The sequence below is a fragment of the Plantibacter sp. VKM Ac-2885 genome (genome assembly GCF_015351205.1).
Classification (GTDB): domain Bacteria; phylum Actinomycetota; class Actinomycetes; order Actinomycetales; family Microbacteriaceae; genus Plantibacter; species Plantibacter auratus.
In genome coordinates, this window is sequence record NZ_JADKSK010000002.1 from 1,093,695 (window position 1) to 1,116,240 (window position 22,546).

At 69.6% G+C, this 22,546-nt stretch carries 17 protein-coding genes; 7 read left to right on the plus strand and 10 right to left on the minus strand.

The annotated features are described in order from the left end of the window. Window positions 1-70 precede the first annotated feature (70 nt). Together ITJ66_RS17605 and ITJ66_RS17610 are read left to right on the plus strand one after the other, a co-directional pair. Window positions 71-1,936: a phosphoenolpyruvate carboxykinase (GTP) gene (locus tag ITJ66_RS17605; protein WP_194645472.1), complete on the plus strand. Its 1,866-nt coding sequence runs from the start codon at window positions 71-73 to the stop codon at window positions 1,934-1,936. Window positions 1,937-2,313: 377 nt separating this feature from the next. Further along, a complete protein-coding gene (locus ITJ66_RS17610; RefSeq protein ID WP_192018480.1) occupies window positions 2,314-3,066 on the plus strand; it encodes a hypothetical protein in 753 nt (250 codons plus the stop codon). 69 nt (window positions 3,067-3,135) lie between these two features. Here ITJ66_RS17610 and ITJ66_RS17615 read toward each other — a convergent pair whose 3' ends face one another. The 7 genes from ITJ66_RS17615 to ITJ66_RS17645 all read right to left on the minus strand — a co-directional run bounded on the left by ITJ66_RS17615 (window position 3,136) and on the right by ITJ66_RS17645 (window position 11,740). Continuing rightward, window positions 3,136-5,064 carry an ABC transporter ATP-binding protein gene (locus tag ITJ66_RS17615; protein WP_194645473.1) on the minus strand — a complete coding sequence of 643 codons (1,929 nt, stop codon included), beginning with the start codon at window positions 5,062-5,064 and terminating at the stop codon, window positions 3,136-3,138. A 182-nt stretch (window positions 5,065-5,246) separates the two neighbouring features. Then, window positions 5,247-6,593 (minus strand): MFS transporter, encoded by a 1,347-nt coding sequence (locus tag ITJ66_RS17620; protein ID WP_137243440.1) that lies wholly within the window; start codon window positions 6,591-6,593, stop codon window positions 5,247-5,249. 202 nt (window positions 6,594-6,795) lie between these two features. Then, entirely contained in the window at window positions 6,796-7,266 is a 471-nt protein-coding gene (gene ribH / locus ITJ66_RS17625) for a 6,7-dimethyl-8-ribityllumazine synthase (RefSeq protein ID WP_064294813.1), read from the minus strand. 81 nt (window positions 7,267-7,347) lie between these two features. Beyond that, entirely contained in the window at window positions 7,348-8,631 is a 1,284-nt protein-coding gene (ribA, locus tag ITJ66_RS17630; RefSeq protein WP_194645474.1) for a GTP cyclohydrolase II, read from the minus strand. After that, window positions 8,628-9,323: a riboflavin synthase gene (locus ITJ66_RS17635; protein ID WP_194645475.1), complete on the minus strand. Its 696-nt coding sequence runs from the start codon at window positions 9,321-9,323 to the stop codon at window positions 8,628-8,630. The genes ribA and ITJ66_RS17635 overlap by 4 nt, the downstream gene beginning before the upstream one ends. A gap of 21 nt (window positions 9,324-9,344) precedes the next feature. Further along, on the minus strand, window positions 9,345-10,421 hold the full coding sequence (gene ribD / locus ITJ66_RS17640) for a bifunctional diaminohydroxyphosphoribosylaminopyrimidine deaminase/5-amino-6-(5-phosphoribosylamino)uracil reductase RibD (RefSeq protein WP_228501979.1): 1,077 nt from the start codon (window positions 10,419-10,421) through the stop codon (window positions 9,345-9,347). Between the two features lie 332 nt (window positions 10,422-10,753). Continuing rightward, complete coding sequence (locus ITJ66_RS17645; RefSeq protein WP_064294816.1) at window positions 10,754-11,740, minus strand: sugar-binding transcriptional regulator; 987 nt, start codon at window positions 11,738-11,740, stop codon at window positions 10,754-10,756. 134 nt (window positions 11,741-11,874) lie between these two features. On the opposite strand from ITJ66_RS17645, the gene ITJ66_RS17650 reads away from it, so the two are divergent. The 4 genes from ITJ66_RS17650 to ITJ66_RS17665 all read left to right on the plus strand — a co-directional run bounded on the left by ITJ66_RS17650 (window position 11,875) and on the right by ITJ66_RS17665 (window position 17,479). After that, window positions 11,875-13,611: a glycerol-3-phosphate dehydrogenase/oxidase gene (locus ITJ66_RS17650; RefSeq protein ID WP_194645476.1), complete on the plus strand. Its 1,737-nt coding sequence runs from the start codon at window positions 11,875-11,877 to the stop codon at window positions 13,609-13,611. A gap of 147 nt (window positions 13,612-13,758) precedes the next feature. Next, window positions 13,759-14,511, plus strand: coding sequence for an MIP/aquaporin family protein (locus tag ITJ66_RS17655; RefSeq protein ID WP_079002885.1), 753 nt, complete (start codon window positions 13,759-13,761; stop codon window positions 14,509-14,511). 101 nt (window positions 14,512-14,612) lie between these two features. After that, window positions 14,613-16,127, plus strand: coding sequence for a glycerol kinase GlpK (glpK, locus tag ITJ66_RS17660; RefSeq protein ID WP_079707342.1), 1,515 nt, complete (start codon window positions 14,613-14,615; stop codon window positions 16,125-16,127). Window positions 16,128-16,579: 452 nt separating this feature from the next. Further along, on the plus strand, window positions 16,580-17,479 hold the full coding sequence (locus ITJ66_RS17665) for a hypothetical protein (protein ID WP_194645477.1): 900 nt from the start codon (window positions 16,580-16,582) through the stop codon (window positions 17,477-17,479). A 59-nt stretch (window positions 17,480-17,538) separates the two neighbouring features. Here ITJ66_RS17665 and trpS read toward each other — a convergent pair whose 3' ends face one another. The 3 genes from trpS to ITJ66_RS17680 all read right to left on the minus strand — a co-directional run bounded on the left by trpS (window position 17,539) and on the right by ITJ66_RS17680 (window position 20,774). Further along, complete coding sequence (gene trpS, locus ITJ66_RS17670) at window positions 17,539-18,543, minus strand: tryptophan--tRNA ligase (protein WP_086474110.1); 1,005 nt, start codon at window positions 18,541-18,543, stop codon at window positions 17,539-17,541. Between the two features lie 68 nt (window positions 18,544-18,611). Further along, the gene (locus tag ITJ66_RS17675) at window positions 18,612-19,457 is read right to left on the minus strand and encodes an exodeoxyribonuclease III (protein WP_137243436.1); all 846 of its coding nucleotides are present in this window, start codon (window positions 19,455-19,457) and stop codon (window positions 18,612-18,614) included. Between the two features lie 9 nt (window positions 19,458-19,466). Next, window positions 19,467-20,774: a YihY/virulence factor BrkB family protein gene (locus ITJ66_RS17680; protein WP_194645478.1), complete on the minus strand. Its 1,308-nt coding sequence runs from the start codon at window positions 20,772-20,774 to the stop codon at window positions 19,467-19,469. Window positions 20,775-20,831: 57 nt separating this feature from the next. On the opposite strand from ITJ66_RS17680, the gene ptsP reads away from it, so the two are divergent. Further along, window positions 20,832-22,490: a phosphoenolpyruvate--protein phosphotransferase gene (gene ptsP, locus ITJ66_RS17685; RefSeq protein WP_137243434.1), complete on the plus strand. Its 1,659-nt coding sequence runs from the start codon at window positions 20,832-20,834 to the stop codon at window positions 22,488-22,490. Window positions 22,491-22,546: the final 56 nt, after the last annotated feature.

Here is a 22,546-nt window from a genome sequence, read left to right on the forward strand (position 1 = left end):
ATCGGCCGAATCGGGCGCATGGTGGCTCTACGACCACTTCTTGACCGTCCCACCAACGCCGGAGGAACGCATGTCCATCGCAGCACTGATTCCCGACACCGCACCCGCTCCCGCCGCCCGCGCGGAGCTCCGAGCGGTGCCGCGCCCGAAGCGGAGCGGTCTCGCCGAGCTGCACGCCTGGGTCGACGACCTGGCGGCCCTCCTGGAGCCGTCCGCGATCCACTGGGTCGACGGCTCCGCGAGCGAGTCGCACCGGCTCACCCACCAGCTCGTCGAGGAGGGGAAGCTGATCAAGCTCAACCCGGAGTGGCGGCCGAACAGTTTCCTCGCCCGCAGCGATCCGCGCGACGTCGCGCGCGTCGAGGACCGCACCTTCATCTGCTCCGAGCAGGAGGAGGACGCCGGCCCGACGAACAACTGGCGCGATCCCGCGGTGATGCGCGACGAACTGCACGGGGTCTTCGCCGGCAGCATGCGCGGCCGCACGATGTACGTCGTGCCGTTCTCGATGGGCGCGGTCGGCGGGCCGCTCTCGCAGCTCGGCGTGCAGATCACCGATTCGGCGTACGCGGTCCTCAGCATGGGCATCATGACGCGGATGGGCGACCGCGTCCTCGAGCTCATCGCCGACGGACAGCCGTGGGTCCGGACCGTCCACTCGGTCGGCGCTCCGCTCGAAGCGGGGCAGGCCGACGTGGTCTGGCCGTGCAACGACACCAAGTACATCGTCCAGTTCCCGGAGACGCGCGAAGTGTGGTCGTTCGGTTCCGGCTACGGCGGTAACGCACTCCTCGCGAAGAAGTGCTTCGCGCTGCGGATCGCCTCGGTCATCGGACGCGATGAGGGCTGGTTGGCCGAGCACATGCTGCTGGTCCGGGTCGTCTCGCCGGAGGGCCGGGCGTTCCACATCGCCGCCGCGTTCCCCTCGGCCTGTGGCAAGACCAACCTCGCGATGCTGCGGCCGACGATCCCCGGGTGGACGGTCGAGACCCTCGGCGACGACATCGCGTGGATCCGGCCCGGCGACGACGGACGTCTGTACGCCATCAACCCGGAAGCAGGCTTCTTCGGGGTCGCACCCGGCACGGGCGCCGGCACGAATGCGACGGCCGTCGACACCCTGTGGGGCAACACGATCTTCACCAACGTCGCGCTCCGCGACGACGGAGACGTCTGGTGGGAGGGGCTGACCCCCGAGCCCCCCGCCCACCTCGTCGACTGGCAGGGGCAGGACTGGACGCCCGAGTCGGGGCGCCCGGCGGCCCACCCGAACTCGCGGTTCACCGTCGCGGCGGCACAGTGCCCGTCGATCGCCGACGACTGGGACGCGGCCGACGGCGTCCCGCTCGACGCGATCCTCTTCGGCGGGCGTCGTGCCACGAACGTTCCGCTCGTGGTCGAGGCCAGCAGCTGGGAGCACGGCGTGTTCATGGGTGCGACGATCTCCTCCGAGCAGACCGCCGCCGCCGAGGGCACGGTCGGGGAGCTCCGTCGCGACCCCTTCGCGATGCTCCCGTTCTGCGGCTACAACATGGCGGACTACTGGAGTCACTGGTTGCGGGTCGGCGGTGCACTCGAGCACGGCAAGGCGCCGCGGATCTTCCAGGTCAACTGGTTCCGGAAGGACGCCGACGGCTCCTTCCTGTGGCCGGGCTTTGGCGAGAACTCGCGGGTCATCGAGTGGATCGTGCGGCGGCTCGAGCACGAGGTCGACGCACGGGAGTCGGCGATCGGCCGGTTGCCGGTCCTCGACGAGCTGAACCTCGACGGCATCGACGTGCCGGACGCCGACCTCGACGCCCTGTTCGCCGTCGATCGCGAGTCCTGGCTCGTCGAGTGCGACCTCACCGAGTCCTTCTTCGACACCTTCGGCAGCCGCGTCCCGGCCGCCCTCCGTGCGGAACTCGCCGCCCTGCGCTACCGCCTCCGGTCCTGATCCTCGTCCTCCATTCGCCCAGTTTTGGGCGAATGGAGGTTCGTGCGCCCAAAGAGGGGCGAACGAACCGGCGACGAGGGCGCTCCACCGGCCGGAGATCGCGGCTGCTCGTCGACGTGAGGAGGGTGCGCCGGTCACGGACCGACCGATCGCGCGACGATCGAAGCATGATGCCGACCGATCTACCCGATCACCACGCCTTCTCCGTCCGCTCGGCGCTGGAGCAGGGCGTCTCGCCGGAGCGCCTCCGCACGACGCGTGTTCCAGCACCGTTTCCGGGGGTTCGGAGCTTCGCTGCACCACGCAGGGGCGCGGACCTGCCTCCCGAACAGCGTCATCTCGCGCACCTGGAGCTGTGTCGGGCATACGCACTGCGAATGGCACCGGCGCAGTTCTTCTCGCACCTGTCGGCCGCGCATCTCCTGGAGGCTCCGCTCCCGGCGCGGTTGCGCTGGGACGAGGTGCATGTCGGCGTCCGGCCGCCAGACCGAGCGCCCAGGGTTGCCGGGGTCGTCGGCCATCGCTTGGCGGGCCTCTTCGGCGATCCGGTCCTCGTCGAGAGGCTCGCGGTCGTGAGTCCCGCCGACATGTGGTGTCAGCTCGGACCGAGTCTCAACATCGATGAGCTGGTCGCGGTCGGCGATCATCTGATCCGTGAGCGTGGTGCCTCCGGCCGGTGGCTCCACCAGCGCCTTCCACCACTCTGCTCGCTCGACGACCTCGCAGCGGCGCTCAGCGGATCCCGGCATCTCGGCGCGGGGGCACTCCGTGCCGCGCTCCCGCAGATCCGCGCTGGTTCCGAATCACCGAAGGAGACGGAACTTCGTCTCGCCTTCGTTCGTGCCGGCCTCCCGGAGCCGGTGCTCAACCACGAACTCCGCGATCGCCGGGGGCGATTCATCGCACGTCTCGACCTCGCCTACCCGGCGTATCGTGCAGCGTTCGAGTACGACGGGCGCCAGCACGCCACCGACCCGGGTCAGTTCGCGAAGGACGTCGACCGGATCCATGCCGTCACCAGACTCGGCTGGTCCCATGACCGCTTCCTCGCACATCACCTGCAGGCGGGTGCCGCCGTCGCGATCGACCGAGCGCGCGAGCGCCTCATCGCGGCAGGATGGCGCCCGTGACTCCATTCATTCGCCCATCTTTGGGCGACTGAGCACCCGTTCGCCCAAAAATGGGCGAATGAACCGGGGTCACACGAGGAGCTGGTGCTTGGCGAGTTCGCGGTAGAGCGGGACCTCGGTCACGAGGTCGCTGTGGGTGCCGACGCCGACCACCCGACCCTCCTCGAGGACGACGATCTGATCGCTGTCGACGACGGTCGAGAGCCGGTGCGCGATGACGATGAGTGTGCGTCCCGTCGCGACCGCGTCGATGGCCTCGCGCATCATCTGCTCGTTGACCCCGTCGAGGCTCGAGGTCGACTCGTCCAACAACAGGATCGGGGGAGCCGCGAGGATGGCGCGCGCGATGGCGAGGCGTTGCCGCTCGCCACCCGACAACATGATGCCGTCCTCGCCGACCGGAGCGGCGAGACCGAGCGGGTTGCGATCGAGGACCCCACCGAGGTTGACCGCGTGCAGCACGCGCTCGCAGTCGGCGTCACTCGCATCCGGTGACGACAGCAGCAGGTTGTCGCGCAGCGTGCCGGCGAGGACCGGGGCGTCCTGTTCCACATATCCGATCTGGTCCCGGAGGTCGGCGCGGGGGATCGTGCGGATGTCCACGCCGCCCAGGCGGATGGCACCGGCCGTCGGGTCGTAGAAGCGTTCGATGAGCCCGAGGATGGTGCTCTTGCCGGCGCCGGACGGCCCGACGAGCGCCGTACGTCTGCCCTGCATCGCGGCGAAGGACACCCCACGGAGGACCTGACGACCGAGCGCGGACTGCGCCTCGGTGAGTCGGGCGGCATCGGCGGCGACGACTTCCGGCGCGCTGGTGCCCTCACTCAGTGCCTCGGTCGCGAGCGCCTCCGCTGCGGCCCGTTCGCGCTCGATGACCGCCGCGTCCGGGTAGGCGAACTCGACGCCGTCGAACTCGATCGCCGGAGCGGACGCCGAGGCGGTCCCGGGACGTCCGACCCGCGCGGCGATGGCTGCGTCGTCGTCGCCCTCGTCGGGCAGGTCGAGGATCTCCTGGATCCGGCCGAGCGCTCCGAGCGCCTGGTTGACGCTCGTGATCGCGCCGAAGGCCTGGCCGAGCGGCATGATCATCATGAACAGGAAGAGGATGAACGCGACGAGACTCGCGATGGTGATGGCCCCGGACGCGACGCGGAACCCACCGACGCCGAGGACGACCAGGAACGAGGTCTGCATGGCGATGCCGGCGACCGGGACGACCAGCGAGGAGATCTTCGCGATCCGCACGCCGACGCCGTAGACCTCCTTGGCCACGCCGTCAACCGCGTCGATCTCGCGGTCGGTCGCGTTGGACGCCCGGATGGTGCGGATGGAGCTGATGGCGCGCTCGACCGCGGCGGCGAGCTCGCCCACCTTGGTCTGCTGCTCGCGGCTGGCGACGCGGATGCGTCCGCTCAGGGCGACGACCACGACGACCGAGACGATGACGACGAGGAGGGTGAGACCCAGCAGGACGGGGTCGATGATCGCCATGGCGATGAGCGCGCCGAGGAAGGTGATGGCGCCGCCGACGGCGTCCACGAAGCCCTGCGTCAGGACGGCGTAGAGCATGGTCGTGTCGCTGCCGACCCGCGAGACGAGGTCGCCGGTGCGGCGCGTGTCGAACTGGCTGATCGGCAGCCGGAAGATGCGCGCGATCAGCTGGCGTCGGGAGGAGTAGACGACCCCGGTGCCGGCGCGCTGCAGGAGGTAGTGCTGGTACCCGCTGATGACGCCGGAGACCACGACGAGCCCGACGAGGAGCCACGCCAGGTTGCCGAGCGACCGGCCCGCTTCGACGACCCCGATCACCTGGCTGACGATGAGCGGCTGGGCGAGCGACGCGGCCGCTCCGATGACGCTCAGGATGATGACGACGATGAGGATCGAGCGGTGCTCGAAGATGTACGGCATGAGCTGCTTGAGGCTCGCGCGGGGACCGTCGTCCTTCAGTCGGCTGAACGGGTTTCGGCTGCGTGCCGGGCGCGCTGGGGTGCTCATGGTGCTCTTCCTCCGAGGTGCGGTGCGCGGCTCCGAGACGTCCATGGCGACGGCGCACCGTGGTTCAACTCTAGGCGACGGTCGCACGCGCCGAGCCCGAAGCCGACGCACCGAGTGCCCACGTACCGAGGGCCGGCGCGCGGAGGTGTCCTCCACGCACCGGCCCTCGGTGATCGCCTCGATCAGGCGTCGATGTCGACGTCCTTGGTCTCCTTGGAGACGATGAGGGCGACGAGCGTGATCAGGGCCATCGCCGAGAGGTAGACGCCGACCCAGAACGGGCTGCCGCCGCCGGCACTCCAGAGTGCGACGGCGATGAACGGTGCGACCGCCGCGCCGAGGATCGACGACACGTTGTAGGAGATCCCCGACCCGGTGTACCGCACGTTCGTGGGGAACAGTTCGGGCAGCAGGGCGCCCATCGGTCCGAAGGTGAACCCCATGAGGCTGAATCCGATGATGAGCCAGATCATGACCCCGGTGAACCCGGCGCCGAGCAGCGGGACCCAGACGAGCCCGAACACGAGGATCGCGCTCGTGACGACGATGAGCGTCTTGCGGCGTCCGTACTTGTCGGCGAAGGGACCGGACACGAGCGTGAAGATCCCGAAGAAGACCACGCCGGCGATGAGCATGAGGACGAAGGTCGTGTAGCTGTAGCCGAGCCCTGCGACCGGTGCGTCGAGGGGCGCACGGCCGTAGCTCAGCGAGAACGTCGTCATCAGGTAGAAGAGGACGTAGGTGGCGAGCATGAAGAACGTGCCGAGGAGCAGCTTGCGCCAGTGCAGCTTGATGACGCTCGCGAGCGGCGACCGCTGCACCTTGCCCTGCTCCTTCGCGTTCGTGAAGGCGTTGCTCTCGACGAGACGGAGTCGGACCCAGAGCCCCACGATGACCATGACGACGGAGAAGAGGAACGGGATGCGCCAGCCCCACTCGAGGAACGCCTCCGACGGCATGGACGGGTCGTCGCTCGGCAGGATCGCCGCGATGATCAGGAAGAGTCCGTTGGCGATGATGAAGCCGATCGGCGCACCGAGCTGCGGGAACGTGCCGAACAGGGCACGCTTGCCGGTCGGCGCGTTCTCCGTCGCCACGAGGGCGGCTCCCGACCATTCGCCGCCGAGCGCGAAGCCCTGACCGATGCGGAGGATCACGAGGAGCAGCGGGGCGACCCAGCCGACGAGCTGGTAGGTCGGCAGCAGGCCGATGAGGAAGGTCGCGATCCCCATGGTGAGGAGGGCACCGACGAGGGTCGCCTTCCGACCGCGCTTGTCGCCGAGGTGCCCGAAGATGACGGCACCGACGGGCCGGGCCACCATCGCGGCGCCGAACACGGCGAAGGAGGCGAGGAGACCCGCGGTCGGGTCCTCGCTCGGGAAGAAGAGGTGCGGGAAGACGAGGACGGCGGCCGTCGCGTAGACGTAGAAGTCGTAGAACTCGATCGTCGTGCCGATGAGGCTGGCGAGGACGACTCGGGAGCGCGGATTGACAGGGGCCTTGGTGACTGGGGTTGCTTCGAGAGACATGCGTGCGCGTTTCGGTTCGGGAATGGACGCCGTCGAAGCATCAGCACCGGTCGCGCACGCCCGCCGACGACGGCAGGATCAGAGGTTCGCCCGCTTGTGGCAGGACCATGACACTGTACGCCGAAGTGCGGCATTCCGGTATTCGGTTGCCCAGCAGGCGAATGCCGATAACGGAATGCCGCGTGATGCGCCTCTGCTCGGGTCAGCCGCGCAGCTCGCGGAGGACGACCGCGGTGGCGACGGCGGCATCGGCGGCCTCCGCCCCCTTGTCCTCTTTCGACCCGGGCAGCCCTGCGCGGTCGAGCCCCTGCTTCTCGTCGTCGAGGGTGAGGACGCCGAAGCCGACGGGCTTGCCCGTCTGGATGCTGACCTGCGTGAGGCCACTCGTCGCGGCGTCGGAGACGTACTCGAAGTGCGGCGTGCCGCCACGGATGATGACGCCCAACGCGACGACCGCGTCGGCCCCGGCCTCGAGGGCGGCCTTGGCCACGACCGGGAGTTCGAAGCTCCCGGGGACCCGCACGAGGCGGTGGTTGGCACCGCTCGCATCGAGGGCCTTGACGGCTCCGGCGATGAGACCGTCGGTGATGGTCTCGTGCCAGGTGCCGGCGATGACGACGATGTCGAGGCCGGTGCCGTCGACGCTGATGGTGGGGGATCCTTCGCCGCTCATGCGGTCTCCTATCTTCTTCCCTCGAGCGCGTCGAGGGGTTGGTGGTGCTCGCTCCTCGAGTGAATCGAGGGCGGCGGTGGACTACTGGTGGGGGTGCGGTTCCGGTGCGAGCTCGAACCCGATGCTGTGGCCCATGCGGTCGCGCTTCGTCTCGAGGTAGCCCTCGTTGAACAGGCCGACGCCGACCACCAGCGGGACGCGCTCGCTCACGGCGATGCCGTGGTTCGTGAGCTGTCGCTCCTTCTCCGGGTTGTTCGAGAGCAGGCGCACGGAGGTGATGCCGAGGTCCGTCAGGATCGCGCTCGCCGCCGTGTAGTCGCGGGCGTCGGCCGGCAGCCCGAGTGCGAGGTTGGCGTCGAGGGTGTCGAGACCGTCCTCCTGCAACCGGTAGGCGCGCAGCTTGTTGACGAGGCCGATGCCGCGCCCTTCGTGCCCGCGCAGGTAGACGACGACTCCGCCGTGGCGCTGGATGGTGTCCAGGGCGCTGTCGAGCTGCGGACCGCACTCGCACTTGAGCGAGCCGAACGCCTCGCCGGTCAGGCACTCGGAGTGGACGCGCACGAGCGCGCCGGTGGCCTGCGGGTCGCCGGCGACGATGGCGACGTGGTCTGCGCCGGTCCTGCGGTCGCGGTAGGCGCGCAACCGGAACGAGCCGTGCGTCGTCGGGACGGTCGTCTCCACCTCGAACGACACGTTCGACGATTCGGGGATGGCCGCCTGGGCGGCGCGTTCCTCGGCGCAGACCGCGGCCGCGTCGGGGTTCTCCTCGAGGAAGGCGATGAGTGCGGCGATCGTCGTGACGAGCACGCCCTCCCGCTCCCCGAGCGCGATGAGGCCGGGCAGGCGCATCATCTCGCCGTCGTCGGCGACGATCTCGGAGATCGCCCCGACCGGGACGAGTCCAGCGAGCTTCATGAGGTCGACGGCCGCCTCCGTGTGGCCGTCGCGTTCGCGCACCCCGCCGTCGACGGCGCGCAACGGCACGATGTGTCCGGGGCGCGAGAGGTTGGCCGGCACGGACGCCGGGTCGGCGAGCACGCGCAGGGTGTGGGCGCGGTCGGCGGCGCTGATGCCGGTGCTGAGTCGGTCGGCCGCGTCGACCGTGACGGTGTACGCGGTGCCTCTGGGGTCCTCGTTGAGCGCGACCATCGGCGGGAGGGCCAGCCGGTCGGCGATCTCGTTCGTCATCGGTGCGCAGATGAATCCGGAGGAGTGCCGGACCGTCCACGCGATCCACTCCTGCGTGGCGGACTCCGCGGCGAGGACCACGTCACCCTCGTTCTCTCGGCCTTCGTCGTCGGCCACGATGACCGGACGGCCCTGGCGGAGTGCCTCGAGGGCCTCCGGGATGCTGGCGATGCTCATGCGTTGCCCCTTCCGGTGGCGGTGGTGCCGACCGGGTCCGCGGACTGCGGATCCTGGTCGATGCTGCTGGGGAGTGCCGACTCGAGACGGCTGAATGCGAGCATTCGCTCGACGTGCCGGGCGAGGATGTCGGTCTCGAGGTTCACGCGGTCGCCGGGGACACGATCGCCGAGCGTCGTCGCGGCCAGCGTCTCGGGGATGAGGGACACCTCGAACCAGGCTTCCGGTGCGTCCGGTGCGCTGATGCCGCTGACGGTGAGTGAGACGCCGTCGACGGTGATCGACCCCTTGTCGACCACGAGCGGCGCGAGTGCCGCGGGGAGCGAGACGCGCACGATGCGCCAGGCCTCGCCGGGCACCGTGGCCAGGACGGTGCCGGTGCCGTCGACGTGCCCTTGGACGATGTGGCCACCGAGGCGGTCGCCGACGCGGGCCGCACGTTCGAGGTTGACCGGAGATCCGACCGTGACGCCGTCGAGCGAGCTCATCGTGAGGGTCTGGGCCATGACGTCGGCCGTGAACGTCTCGCCGGTCTGCTCGACGACGGTGAGGCAGACACCGCTCACGGCGATGGAGTCCCCGTGCCGGGTGCCCTCGAGGGCGAGCGGGCCGCGGACGGTGAAACGTGCCGAGTCATCGCCGTGGTCGATGGCGACGATGGTGCCGAGTTCTTCGATGATGCCCGTGAACATGGGTGGTCCGTTCTCTGGGGGTCAGGCGGTGAGGTCGTGGGCGGCCGAGGCGGAGGCGCTGCGGTCGGGTGTCGTGATGACGAGGAGGTCGTCGCCGAGTGGTTCGACGCCGACGGTGGTGAGGCGGATCGCATCGCCGATGGTGTCGACACCGAGGTCGCCGATCGCGAGGCGAGGGCCGCCGAGGAGCACCGGGGCGAGGTAGGTGAGGACCGTGTCGGCGAGTCCTGCGCGGAGGAACGCTGTGGCGATGGTCGGGCCGCCCTCGATGAAGACGCTCCGGACGCCCGCGGCGCGGAGTTCGGCCAGCAGCGCAGCCGGATCATGCCCGTGGTGGACGACGACCTGCCGGGGGTGGCGGTGGACGGCGGCGTCCAGGGGGATCGGGCGATCGCCCATGACGACGGGCAGGGGCTGCTCGGGCAAGAGGTCGCCGTGGTCGTCGCGAGCGGTGAGGCTCGGGTCGTCGGCGAGGACCGTCCCCGTGCCGACGAGGATCGCATCGTGGGCGGCCCGTCGACGGTGGACGTCGTCGCGCGCGGCATCGCCGGTGATCCAGCGGCTCGTGCCGTCGCTCGCGGCGATCCGCCCGTCGAGACTCGAGGCCCACTTCACCGTCACGAGCGGACGCCCGAGGCGGGCGCTGGTGAGCCAGTCACCGAGGAGGTCCTCCGCCGGTCCGGCGAGCACACCGCCCACGACGGTGACGCCGCCGTCGCGGAGTCGTTCCGCTCCACCTCCGGAGTGGTGGCCGGGGTCGTCCACGGCGAACACGACGCGCTCGACACCGGCCTCGAGGAGGGCGACGGCACACGGACCGGTCCGGCCCGTGTGGTTGCACGGTTCCAGGGTGACGACGGCGGTCGCGCCGCGGGCCGCCGCGGGCGCGAGGTGGGACAGGGCGTCGACCTCCGCATGCGGGGTGCCGGCTCCACGGTGCCAGCCCTCGGCGAGCACGGTGCCGTCGGCGTCGAGGATGACGCAGCCGACGCGGGGGTTCACACCGCGGGCCGGGCCGTTGGCGGCGAGTTCGAGCGCGCGCAGCATGGCCTGCTCCTCGCGGACGCTCGCCTGCGGTGCCTCGGTTCCTGCGCTCATCTGTCCGTCATCTCGGTCGGTACTGACACGAGTTCCGGGGTCGCGGGCAGGTGCTCGCCGGCGTCGACCATCGGCCGACGCCCGTGCTTCCTTCCATCCGGACTCGAACGCCGCCTGCGAGCAGACGCGTTCATAACCGTCGGTCCTGGAGTTCCACCAGGTCAACCGGGCCTCGCTTGCGCGAGACACGGGTCGCGGACTATCACCGCCGGTTCGGACTCTCACCGACCCCGGAGCACGTTACGTGTTGTCGATTCTAGGTCAACGGCCTGAGTGGGTGCCCTATTCCCGGTTCGGATGACGCCCGGTTGCAGCGCCTGATGCGGCCGGGGTCAGCGCTGGGCGTCGTGCTGGTCGATCGCCGCGCGGGCGGTTCCCTCGTCGACCACGAGGTCGGAGATGAGCCCGCCCGCCAACGCCCCGAGGAGCGGGGGCACCTTGGCGGCTCCCGCGACCACGCAGATCCGACGGGAGACGCCGCGCAGCACGTCGAGGTCGGGCCCGGATGCACGGTTGTTGAAGGGGATGTCCCGCCAGGAACCGTCGGCCCGGAAGAACACCGTCGCGACGTCCCCGACGGCACCGGCGCTCGCGAGCGCCTCGAAGTCGCTGTCGTCGAGGTAGCCGCCGACGTAGACGTGGCTGGGCACACCCGACAGCTGCGAACCGAGACCGAACAGCGCGACGTCCATGCGGCGTTGGATCTCGAGCACGCGTCGGATGCTGCGCTCCCGCCAGAGGGCGAGTTTGGTCGACGGGTCGTCGAAGAAGGCCGGCACCGCGAACTGCTGAGCGTAGGCCCCGTAGGCGTCCGCGTACCGATGCAGGATCTCGCTCGCGTAGAGGATGCCCGAGGTGCGTGTGTTGGCCGCACCGTTCAGCTGGACGATCTGCGAGTTGTGGGTCCGCTTGGGGGTGAGGTGCCTCGCCACCGCACTCACGGTCGAGCCCCATGCCAGGCCGAGCGTCATGTTCGAGTCGAACACCGAGCCGAGAAAACGTGCAGCCGAGAGGGCGACGCGCTCCAGTCGGTCGATGTCGCTCGTGTGGTCGGGGACCGGGACGATGTGGGCGGTCACGCCGAAGCGGTCGCGGAACTCCGCCTCGAGCCGCGACGGCATGTCGTGCGGGGAGCGCACTTGGATGTCGACGAGGCCGCTTTCCCGCGCATATCCGAGCAGGCGGGACACCGACGACCGCGAGGTGTGGAGCTCCTGGGCGATGGCCTCCATGGTGAGGTCCTGCACGTAATACAGCTGTGCGGCGCGGAGTGCCTCGGCCGTCCGGTCCGGCTGGCTGAGCGCGTCTGCGAGCGACATCGGGTCTCCTTGCACGTTTGTTCACTAGAGCTGTTCAGAGTTGCAGCGGGTGTCACGATGTATTCAGTCACATCATTCAGCGGCGCGCAATCCCGGCAGCGTCGCGTACCAACCGCGAAGAAGCGAGGCATCTCATGTCCCTCAAGTCGTCAGCTCCCCGTTCCACCGTCCAGTCCGTCATCGACCGCCCGCAGGCGTCGGTGCTCATCATCGGCGGCGGCATCAACGGCATCGCGACCTTCCGCGACCTCGCGCTCCAGGGCGTCGACGTCACGCTCGTGGAACGCAACGACTGGGCCTCCGGAGCCTCCGCCGCGTCGAGCCACATGATCCACGGTGGCATCCGCTACCTCGAGAACGGCGAGTTCCGTCTCGTCCAGGAGTCGGTGCAGGAGCGGAACGGGCTCATCAAGATCGCCCCGCACTACGTGAAGCCGCTCGAGACCACGGTCCCGATCTTCTCCACCTTCTCGGGCATCCTCTCCGCACCGCTGCGCTTCCTCACCCACAAGCAGGGCAAGCCGCAGGAGCGTGGTGCGCTGCTCATCAAGGTCGGCCTCACCGCGTACGACTCCTTCTCCCGCGACGGAGGCAGCGTGCCGCGTCACCGCTTCCACGGCCGCAAGAAGTCCCTCGCCGACCTGCCGAAGATGAACCCGGGCCTCAAGTACACGGCGACCTACTACGACGCCTCCATGCACGACCCGGAGCGTCTCGCACTCGACGTCCTCATGGACGGCCTCGCCGCCGGCCCGCACGCCCGCGCCGTCAACTACGTCGAGGCGGTCGGCATGGGAGCCGACGGCGTCGAGCTCCGCGACACCGTCACCGGCCAGACCTTCACCGTGACGAGCGACGTCGTGGTCAACACCTCCGGCCCCTGGACCGACCTCACGAACGCCGGCCTCGGCGAGCCGACGACCTACATGGGTGGCACGAAGGGCTCGCACATCGTCCTCGACAACCCGGAGCTCTACGCGGCCACCAAGGGGCGCGAGATCTTCTTCGAGCACGAGGACGGCCGCATCGTCCTCATCTACCCGCTCAAGGGCAAGGTCATGGTCGGCACGACCGACATCGACGCCGACCCGAGCACCCCGAGCGTCTGCACCGAGGAGGAGGTCGACTACTTCTTCGACCTCGTGAAGCACGTCTTCCCGACCATCGCGACCTCGCGCGAGCAGATCGTCTACCGGTTCTCCGGCATCCGCCCGCTCCCGAAGCACGACGACGAGGCCCCCGGCTTCGTGTCGCGCGACTACCGGATCGAGCGCCGGGCCGCCGCTGCACGTCCGTCCACCACCGTGTTCAGCCTCGTCGGTGGCAAGTGGACCACCTTCCGGGCACTCGCCGAGCACCTCAGCACGGACGTGCTCAACACCATCGGGGCCCCGCGTCCCGTGGAGACCCTCGGACTCGCGATCGGCGGCGGCGCCGGCTTCCCGCGCACCGACTCGGCGACGCGCACCTGGGTCGCCGCGCACGAGGACGGCACCGGTGCCAAGCGTGCCGAGCAGCTGCTGGGCCGGTACGGCACGAAGGCCGCCGCACTCCTCGAGCACCTGGCGGAGCACGGCGACGACCGCTTGCAGGGGGCTGCCGACTACAGCGTGCAGGAGCTGGAGTACCTCGTCGAGCAGGAGCAGGTCGTGCACCTCTCCGACGTGCTGCACCGTCGCACCAGCCTCGCCTTCACCGGATCGCTGACCGCCGGCCTCGTCGACGAGATCGCCCGCGTCGTCGGCGGCGTCCTCGGGTGGGACGACGCCGAGCGGACCGCGCAGATCACCGCAGCGCTCGACCGACTGCGCGACGCCCACCAGGTCGACCTCCGGGTCGACGCCGCCAAGGAGGCCCCGGCGTTCTCATAATGCACGAATGTGCAGGCAAGGCCCTTGTCCTGTGCAACAGGAGCTGGCTACCTTACAAGCATCTGGTCAGTGCAACCTCGCCCAGCGGGGGCTCGCGCCGCGGCGTCGGCCCCCACACGGCCACACCTATGAAAGGTCAATGAAGACATGAACCTCGGAACCATCTTCCTCTCCGAGACCGTGGGGACGGCGATGCTCGTCCTCCTCGGTACCGGTGTGGTCGCCACGGCGATCCTCACGAAATCCAAGGGCCTCGGTGGCGGCTGGCTGCTCATCAACTTCGGTTGGGGCCTCGCGGTCTTCGCCGGTGTCACGGTGTCCTACGCCTCCGGCGGGCACCTGAACCCCGCCGTCACGATCGGCTTCCTCACCACGGGGTCGATCGACTTCGGTACGGCGCTCGTCTACTGGGCGGCGCAGATGGTCGGTGCCTTCATCGGTGCCGTGCTGACGTACTTCGCCTTCAAGCAGCACTTCGACCAGGAGGAGGACCCGGGCAAGAAGCTCGGTGTCTTCTCGACCGGTCCGGAGATCCGCAGCTACGGCTGGAACCTCGTGACCGAGGTCATCGCGACCTTCGTCCTCGTCTTCGTCGTGATGTCCTTCGGCAAGACCGGCCCCGACGCGGTGGTCATCGAGGGCGTCCCCGGGGGACTCGCCGCCCTCGGCGCCCTGCCCGTCGCCCTGCTCGTCGTCGGTATCGGTGCCTCCCTCGGTGGCCCGACCGGCTACGCGATCAACCCGGCACGTGACCTCGGTCCGCGCATCGCCCACGCCCTCCTCCCCATCAAGGGCAAGGGCAAGAGCGACTGGTCCTACGCCTGGGTGCCGGTCGTCGGCCCCCTGCTCGGTGGTGTCCTCGCGGCCCTCGCCTCGATGGTGCTGCTCCCGGCCGTCTGACCTGACGCTGCGGCGGTGACCGGACACGATCACCGCCGCGGCACCCCGGGGTACCGGTTCCGGTGCCTCACCTCGCAACGCACGCAACGAAGGAGTATCCAATGGCGGACTACGTCATCGCAATCGACCAGGGGACGACGAGTTCCCGGGCCATCGTCTTCGACAAGAGCGGATCGATCGTCTCGACGGGCCAGCTCGAGCACGAGCAGATCTTCCCGAAGGCCGGCTGGGTCGAGCACAACCCGAACCAGATCTGGAACAACACCCGCGAGGTCATCGGCCAGGCGCTCAGCAAGGCCAACATCACCCGGCACGCCATCGCGGCCATCGGCATCACGAACCAGCGCGAGACCGCCGTCGTCTGGGACAAGACCACCGGTCAGCCCGTCTACAACGCGATCGTCTGGCAGGACACGCGCACGCAGGACATCGTGAACCGCCTCGCTGCGGACGGTGGCGTCGAGCGCTTCAAGAAGACCGTCGGCCTGCCGCTGGCGACCTACTTCTCCGGCACCAAGATCGTCTGGATCCTCGAGAACGTCGAGGGTGCTCGCGAGAAGGCCGAGGCGGGCGACCTCCTCTTCGGCACGACCGACAGCTGGGTCATCTGGAACCTCACCGGTGGTGTCAACGGCGGCGTGCACGTCACCGACGTCACCAACGCCTCGCGCACGCTCTTCATGGACCTCGAGACCCTGCAGTGGGACGACGAGATCCTCAAGGCGTTCGGCGTCCCGAAGTCGATGCTCCCGGAGATCAAGAGCTCCTCCGAGATCTACGGCCACGCGTCCGACGACAGCCTCCTCCGGGAGACGCCGATCGCCGGCATCCTCGGCGACCAGCAGGCCGCGACCTTCGGTCAGGCCGCATTCCAGCAGGGCGAGGCCAAGAACACCTACGGCACCGGTAACTTCATCATCTTCAACACCGGTGAGGAGATCGTCCACTCCGAGAACGGTCTGCTGACGACGCTCGGCTACAAGCTCGGCGACGCGAAGCCGCACTACGCGCTCGAGGGTTCGATCGCCGTGACCGGTTCGCTCGTCCAGTGGCTGCGCGACAACCTCGGCATGTTCTCCTCCGCTCCCGAGGTCGAGGCGCTCGCCAAGACCGTCGAGGACAACGGTGGCGCGTACTTCGTGCCGGCGTTCTCCGGGCTGTTCGCGCCGTACTGGCGTCCGGACGCCCGCGGTGCGCTCGTCGGGCTCACCCGATACGTCAACAAGGGCCACATCGCCCGGGCCGCCCTCGAGTCGACCGCGTTCCAGACGGCCGAGGTCATCGACGCCGTCAACGCCGACTCGGGTGTCCCGCTGACGGAGCTCAAGGTCGACGGCGGCATGACCGCCAACGACACGCTCATGCAGTTCCAGGCCGACATCCTCGGCGTCCCGGTCATCCGACCGGTCGTCGCGGAGACCACGGCGCTCGGCGCGGCCTACGCGGCCGGTCTCGCCGTCGGCTTCTGGTCCGACCTCGACGACCTCGCGAAGAACTGGCAGGAGGACAAGCGCTGGGAGCCCAACATGGACTCCGCAGAGCGCGACCGCCTCTACCGCAACTGGAAGAAGGCCGTCACGAAGACCTTCGACTGGGTCGACGACGACGTGCAGTAGTCCCGACCGACCGGAACGGCCCGTCCTCCTCGCGGAGGGCGGGCCGTTCTGTCGTCCGTCCTCGTGCCGCTCCCCGCAGGGTGCACCTGCGCACAACTCCTGCAGCTTGAGGATCGACTCGGGAGCAACCGCGCCATTCCGCCTGCCCGCGCCGACCGGGCCGGTCAGGCGCAGGAGTTCTGCGCGAACTCACTGCCTCCCGCGAGACTCGCTCCGACCCCGATCTCGTCGAGACGGATGTCCCACATGCGCATAACTCCTGCTCCTCACCGCTGCGGCGCCTCCCTGCGGTCGATCCTGAGCGTTGGCCAGTGGCTAGCAGGAGTTGTGAACCGCGCGCGACGGTGACGCCCTGACCGTGACCCTCCTCCACAGTGCTCCCGTAGTCCTCGACCGACGACGAAGCAGCCGCGTGAGACCGACCGCTCGATCGGTGCCCCGAACCTCGATGGATGGACAGTGCAGCTTCTAGTCACACGATCCTCACCCGCTCGACGCTTCTCGAGGAAGGGATGCGACCGCGTGAGATCACCCAGGCGGTGCGTGATGGAACGATCGTTCGCGTGCGGCGCGATCGATACGCGCTCGCCGGAGTACACGATGACATCCGTGCCGCAGTGCGCATCGGGGGGAGGCGAGCATGCCTGTCCACCCTGGCCGCCCGTGGTGTGTTCGTGTTCGACGCCACCCGGGTCCATGTGCATGTGGACCGCAGCGCCTCACGACTTCGCGGACCGCGGGCGGAGGACCGACGGCTGGCTACCAGCGATCGACGGGAGTTCACTCTCCACTGGCGACCGCTTGATCAGCCGTGCGGCACGTTCGACTGCGACGTGTCGATCATCGACGCACTGGCCCAGTCCATCCGGTGCCAGTCGCCGCGCATGGCACTCGCGACGCTCGACAGCGCGGTCCATCTCGGGTTGGTCGATGAGCCCGACCTCCGACGAGTCTTCGCCCTGGTGCCCGAACGCTTTCGTGCGCTCATGGCGTTGATCGATGGACGCGCCGAGTCAGGTCCGGAGACACTCCTGCGCTTGATCGTCCGCAGCCTCGGTCTGTCGTACGAAGTGCAGCCCCGCTTGGCGGAGGGCGGACGCGGTGATCTCCTGGTGGCTGAGTCGTTGTTGATCGAGGTCGACAGTCGAGCCCATCATGAGGGGTGGTCGCACGCCGTCTCAGACCGCACCCGCGACCTCAGAGCCGCCTCGCGCGGGCTGATGACGTTGCGACCGCTCTACCAGCATGTGGTGCATGAGCCCGGGCTCGTCGCGGCAGCGATCACCGGTCTGATCGGGGACGTGCGCACAGCTCCTGCTCACCGCGTGGGTACTCCGCGGGCCGCGCGGTGAGTGCGGTGAGTGCGGGCTTGCGGACAGTGACGAGCAGGAGTTGCGAACGGACGGCGGGATCAGGCGGGGCGGAGGAGTCCGACGCGGTCGTAGACCTCGGCGAGGGTCTGCTCGGCGACCTCGGTCGCGCGCGCGGCGTTGACCGCGAGCAGGCGGTCGAGCTCGGCGGGGTCGTCGAGGAGCTCGAGTGCGCGCGCACGGACCGGCTCGAGTTCGCCCACGACGACCTCGGCGAGGCCCTTCTTGAGGTCGCCGTAGCCACGACCCTCGAACTCGCCGACGACGGCCTCGATGGGGGAGCCGGTGATCGCGGAGTAGATGCTCAGCAGGTTCGAGACACCGGGCTTCTCCTGGGTGTCGAAGGCGATGACGCCGTCGTTGTCGGTGACGGCGCGCATGATCTTCTTCTGCGTGACCTTCGGTTCGTCGAGCAACCAGATGATGCCGGCCGGGGTCTCGGCGGACTTCGACATCTTCGACGTCGGGTTCTGGAGGTCGTAGATGCGTGCGGAGTCCTTCTGGATCTGCGCCTTCGGGACGACGAAGGTGTCGCCGAAGCGGGCGTTGAACCGCTCGGCGAGGTCGCGCGTGAGTTCGATGTGCTGCCGCTGGTCGTCGCCGACCGGCACGATGTCGGTCTGGTAGAGCAAGATGTCGGCAGCCATGAGGATCGGGTAGGCGAAGAGCCCGACCGAGGAGGCGTCACGCCCGTGCTTGGCCGACTTGTCCTTGAACTGCGTCATGCGCGCGGCCTCGCCCATGCCGGTGATCGTGTTGAGCACCCAAGCGAGCTGTGCGTGCGCCGGGACGTGCGACTGGACGTACAGGGTCGACGCCGAGGGGTCGATGCCTGCGGCGATGTACTGAGCGGCCGTGCGACGGGTCTTCTCGCGGAGCTCGGCGGGGTCCTGCGGCACCGTGATCGCGTGCAGGTCGACGATGCTGAAGAAGGCGTCGTGCTCCTGCTGCATCTGCTTCCACTGCAGGAGGGCGCCGATGTAGTTGCCGAGGTGGAGCGAGTCGGCGGAGGGCTGCATGCCGGAGTACAGGCGTGGCTTGGTCATGTGGGTTCTCGCAGAGGGATCAGCGGCCGAAGTCGGGCGCGGGTGGTCTGGTGGTGGGGTGCCGGTGGTCAGACGGCGTAGTCGACGACGACGGGGGCGTGATCGGACCATCGCTGGTCGTATGCCGCGGCCCGGTCGATCGTGTAACCGGACGCGAGGGCTGCGAGCTCGGGAGTGGCGAGCTGGTAGTCGATTCGCCAGCCGGTGTCGGTGTCGAAGGCCTGGCCGCGCTGGGACCACCAGGTGTACGGACCGGGGACCTGGCCGGCGGCCTGACGCCCGATGTCGACCCAGCCGAGCCCGGTGCCGGTCACGCCGTCGACACCCGTCACCGTCTCGCCCGCCGGGCCGAGGTAGCGGTCGAAGTAGGACCGCTCGGCAGGCAGGAAGCCGGCACGCTTGACGTTGCCCTTCCAGTTCTTGATGTCGAGCTCGGTGTGGCCGACGTTGAGGTCGCCGACGACGAGGGACAGCGGGTTGTGCTCGCGCAGTGCGGGCAGCCGCTCGAGCATCGCCTCGAGGAAGCGGAACTTCTCGACCTGCTTGGGGGTGTCGACCTCGCCGGAGTGCACGTAGGTGCTCACGACCGTGACGAGGGTGCCGTCGATGTCGAAGTCGGCCTCGATCCACCGACCCGCGCTGTCGAAGTCGTCCGCTCCGAGGGCGACGCGGTGGATGCCCGCCGAGCGACGGCTGACGATCGCGACGCCGGCACGCCCCTTGGCGGTCGCGGCATCGTGCAGGATGTTCCACTCCGGTCCGAAGAGCGTCTCGAGGTCGCTCGTCGCGGCGCGGACCTCCTGCAGAGCGAGGATGTCGACCCCGCGGTCTTCGAGCCAGTCGCCCATCCCCTTGCGGAAGGCCGCGCGGACTCCGTTGACGTTGACACTGGCGATGCGGAGGGGTGCAGACATGCCTCCAGCTTAGTCGCGGGGGCCGACAACGCCCTGGCCCCGGCGTCCGCCCGGGCGTCGGCGATGGGGAGGGTCCGACGCGTCCGCCGCTGGCGACTCGGGGGCTTCGCCGTGCTCTCGGATGAGCTCGGCCGAGGCCTCCTCGGCGTGCCGGACGCGCCGGCGGGCGAACCAGACCGCCGGGCCCTTGGCGCGCCGGAGGGATTCGCGAGCCTCCCGCAGTTCCGCCTCGGCGATCAGTCTCCTGGCCGCCAGCTCTTCGGCCGCCTGCTCCTCCGGCGTCGTCGTGCGCACACTGATGCCCTGGTCGTCGAGCCCCACGGCGATCCACGCGGCGGAGGCGAGGATGACGCGGCTCACGAGGTTGAACCACAGCATGAGACCGATGAACACCGCGAAGGTCGCGAGCAACGGGTTCCGGGAGGCCCCGGCGATCACCGCACTGCTGGCAACGCTCAGGAGCGAGAGCACCAGGCTGCCCAGGAGCGCGCCTCCGAAGAGGTTGCGCCACGGGATCCGGATCCGGCTGAGCACGCGGTACATGGCGCCGAGGGTGACGAGGTTCACGACGACCGCGACGACCAGACCGACGACCCGGCTGCCGACGGTCACCCAGAAGGTGCCCTCCAAGCCGACGAGCGACAGCAGCCAGCTGAGTGCCTGGGTGCTGGCGACCGACAGCGTCGCGGAGACGAGGAGGAGGACGCCGAAGGCGAGCGCCAGGACGAAGTCGACGACCTTCAGCAGGAAGAAGCTCGCGGCGACCTTCGGGAGCGCGAAGATCGACCTGACCGCCTGCCGGGTGTAGTACAACCAACCGATCGCCGTCCAGATGAGACCGACGGCGGCGATGACCCCGGTCCACCCGAGCAGGGAGGCGCTCGACAACTGCTCCTCGGCGATGATGCCTTCGCCGTCGGTGCCGATGAGGCCGGGGACGGCGCGGTTGATGATCTCCACCAGCGCTTGGAAGACCTCGGCGTTGTTGCCGAGCCAGATGCCGGTGATGGCGAATCCGACGTAGACCGCGGCGAACACGGCGAAGACGGCCTGGAAGCTGATCCCGGCGGCCAGGAGGTTGCCGTCCATGGCGAGATACCGATGGATGACGCGATAGGGCTTCAGCCGCATGACCCACGTCGTGGCGCGCTCCGCTCTCGCCGCGCGGGGTGCGAGTCGCCGGATGAACGGGTTCTCGCTGTTCTGGATCCATTGGAACACGAGTGGAGGTGGCGTCTGCTGGAGCCGCACCCTGGGGGTGGTGGTGACGTCCGGCGCGTCGGCGGAGTCCTTCCTCGGCGCACGCGGATTGGTCACCGGACCAGCCTACAAGCGGGCCGGACCGGGGGAGAGGCGGTGCACTAGGGTCGAACCATGCGCGAGGCGGAGGGGCAACGCACGTTCACCGGCACCGGCGTCGGACGCGGCGTCGTCGCCGGTCCCGTGCTCCGCATGCCGGAGCCGCTGCCCGAACCGAGTGCCGACCCGTTCCTCGGGGACGTCACGCTCGAACAGGCCCGTGCCGTCGCGGCGCTCAGCGCGACGCGGGCCGACCTCGAGGAGCGGGCTCGACGAGCCGGCGGACATGCGCAGGACGTGCTCGAAGCGCAGGCGGTCATGGCCGACGATCCGGCGCTCGCGGAGGACGTCGCGACGCGCATCGCAGTGGGGCGTTCCGCGGAGCGCGCCGTGTTCGAGGCCCTGGCGACGGTCCAGCAGGTCCTCTTCAACCTGGGGGAGCCGATGGCGGCGCGTGCGACCGACGTCGGTGACGTCTCGCAACGGGTCATCGCGCGATTGCTCGGTCGACCTGTCCCCGGACCACCCGAGTCGGACGAGCCGTTCGTCCTCGTCGCCGCGGACCTCGCTCCGGCCGACGCCGCGCTCCTCGATCTCGAGCGGGTGCTGGCGCTCGTCACGAGTGGCGGCTCGGCGACCTCGCACACGGCCATCCTCGCGCGCGAGCAGTCCCTCATCGCCGTCGTGGGCGTCGCCGGAGCCGAGCAGTTCGAGGACGGTGAGATCGTCCTCGTCGACGCCGGAGCCGGGGTCGTCACCGGGTCGCCGACGAAGCGCGAGGTGCGGTCGGCCAGGTCCACCGCGGCCGAGCGCGTGCGGGTCTCGCCGCGCTCACCGGGCGAACTCGCCGACGGCACCCCGGTGCCCCTGCTCGCGAACCTCGGGTCCGTCGCCGGCGCGGCCGGTGCCCTGGCACTCGGCGCCGAGGGGGTCGGGCTGTTCCGCACCGAGCTGCTCTTCCTCGACCGCGCGGAAGCGCCGGGCGTCGCCGAACAGGCTGACCGCTACGGCGAGTTGCTCGCGGCGTTCCCGGGCAAGCGGGTCGTCGTCCGGGTGTTCGACGCCGGAGCCGACAAGCCGCTCGCCTTCCTCCGACCGGACGAGGCCGAGCCCAACCCGGCGCTCGGGGTGCGGGGTATCCGGGCGCTCCGAGCTCGTGACGAGGTGCTCCGAGACCAGCTCACGGCGCTCGCGCTCGCACAGGACGCCCACGAGGCGGACCTCTGGGTGATGGCCCCGATGATCGCCGACCTCCCCGAGGCCGCGGCGTTCGTGACCCTCGCCAAGCGGCTCGGCCTGCGGACGGTCGGGACGATGATCGAGGTGCCGTCGAGCGCACTGCTCGCCGCGCAGATCCTCGGCGTCGCGGACTTCGTGAGCATCGGGACCAACGACCTGACGCAGTACACGCTCGCGGCGGACCGTCTCCTCGGGCCACTCGGCTCGTATCAGGACCCGTGGCACCCGGCCGTGCTGCGGCTCGTCAAGCTCGTCGGCGACGCCGGTCTCGCCTCCGGGCGCTCGATCGGCGTCTGCGGGGAGGCGGCAGCGGACCCGGCCCTCGCGGTCGTGCTCGTCGGTCTCGGGGCGACGAGTCTCTCGGTCACCCCGGCCGCGCTCGGCGACGTCCGGAGCGAGCTGCGCCGCTACACGCTCGAGGCGGCTCGTGCCATGGCCATGGACGCCCTGAGCGCCGCGTCACCGGCTGAGGCCAGAGCTGCTGCGCTGGCCTGACGTCGCTCGACGCACGGGTCGCCCTATACGAACACGTCCGGCCCAGCGCAGTGCGC

Coding starts and splice junctions, on each gene's coding strand:
- ITJ66_RS17645 (WP_064294816.1), bottom strand. CDS start 11,740: ATGTCGCTCGCAGACGCGCTCAGCCAGCCGGACCGGACGGCCGAGGCA.
- ITJ66_RS17655 (WP_079002885.1), top strand. CDS start 13,759: ATGAACCTCGGAACCATCTTCCTCTCCGAGACCGTGGGGACGGCGATG.
- ITJ66_RS17665 (WP_194645477.1), top strand. CDS start 16,580: ATGGACAGTGCAGCTTCTAGTCACACGATCCTCACCCGCTCGACGCTT.
- ITJ66_RS17675 (WP_137243436.1), bottom strand. CDS start 19,457: ATGTCTGCACCCCTCCGCATCGCCAGTGTCAACGTCAACGGAGTCCGC.
- ITJ66_RS17615 (WP_194645473.1), bottom strand. CDS start 5,064: ATGAGCACCCCAGCGCGCCCGGCACGCAGCCGAAACCCGTTCAGCCGA.
- ITJ66_RS17635 (WP_194645475.1), bottom strand. CDS start 9,323: ATGTTCACGGGCATCATCGAAGAACTCGGCACCATCGTCGCCATCGAC.
- ribH (WP_064294813.1), bottom strand. CDS start 7,266: ATGAGCGGCGAAGGATCCCCCACCATCAGCGTCGACGGCACCGGCCTC.
- ITJ66_RS17650 (WP_194645476.1), top strand. CDS start 11,875: ATGTCCCTCAAGTCGTCAGCTCCCCGTTCCACCGTCCAGTCCGTCATC.
- ITJ66_RS17620 (WP_137243440.1), bottom strand. CDS start 6,593: ATGTCTCTCGAAGCAACCCCAGTCACCAAGGCCCCTGTCAATCCGCGC.
- ptsP (WP_137243434.1), top strand. CDS start 20,832: ATGCGCGAGGCGGAGGGGCAACGCACGTTCACCGGCACCGGCGTCGGA.
- ribD (WP_228501979.1), bottom strand. CDS start 10,421: ATGAGCGCAGGAACCGAGGCACCGCAGGCGAGCGTCCGCGAGGAGCAG.
- trpS (WP_086474110.1), bottom strand. CDS start 18,543: ATGACCAAGCCACGCCTGTACTCCGGCATGCAGCCCTCCGCCGACTCG.
- ribA (WP_194645474.1), bottom strand. CDS start 8,631: ATGAGCATCGCCAGCATCCCGGAGGCCCTCGAGGCACTCCGCCAGGGC.
- ITJ66_RS17610 (WP_192018480.1), top strand. CDS start 2,314: ATGGCACCGGCGCAGTTCTTCTCGCACCTGTCGGCCGCGCATCTCCTG.
- ITJ66_RS17605 (WP_194645472.1), top strand. CDS start 71: ATGTCCATCGCAGCACTGATTCCCGACACCGCACCCGCTCCCGCCGCC.
- glpK (WP_079707342.1), top strand. CDS start 14,613: ATGGCGGACTACGTCATCGCAATCGACCAGGGGACGACGAGTTCCCGG.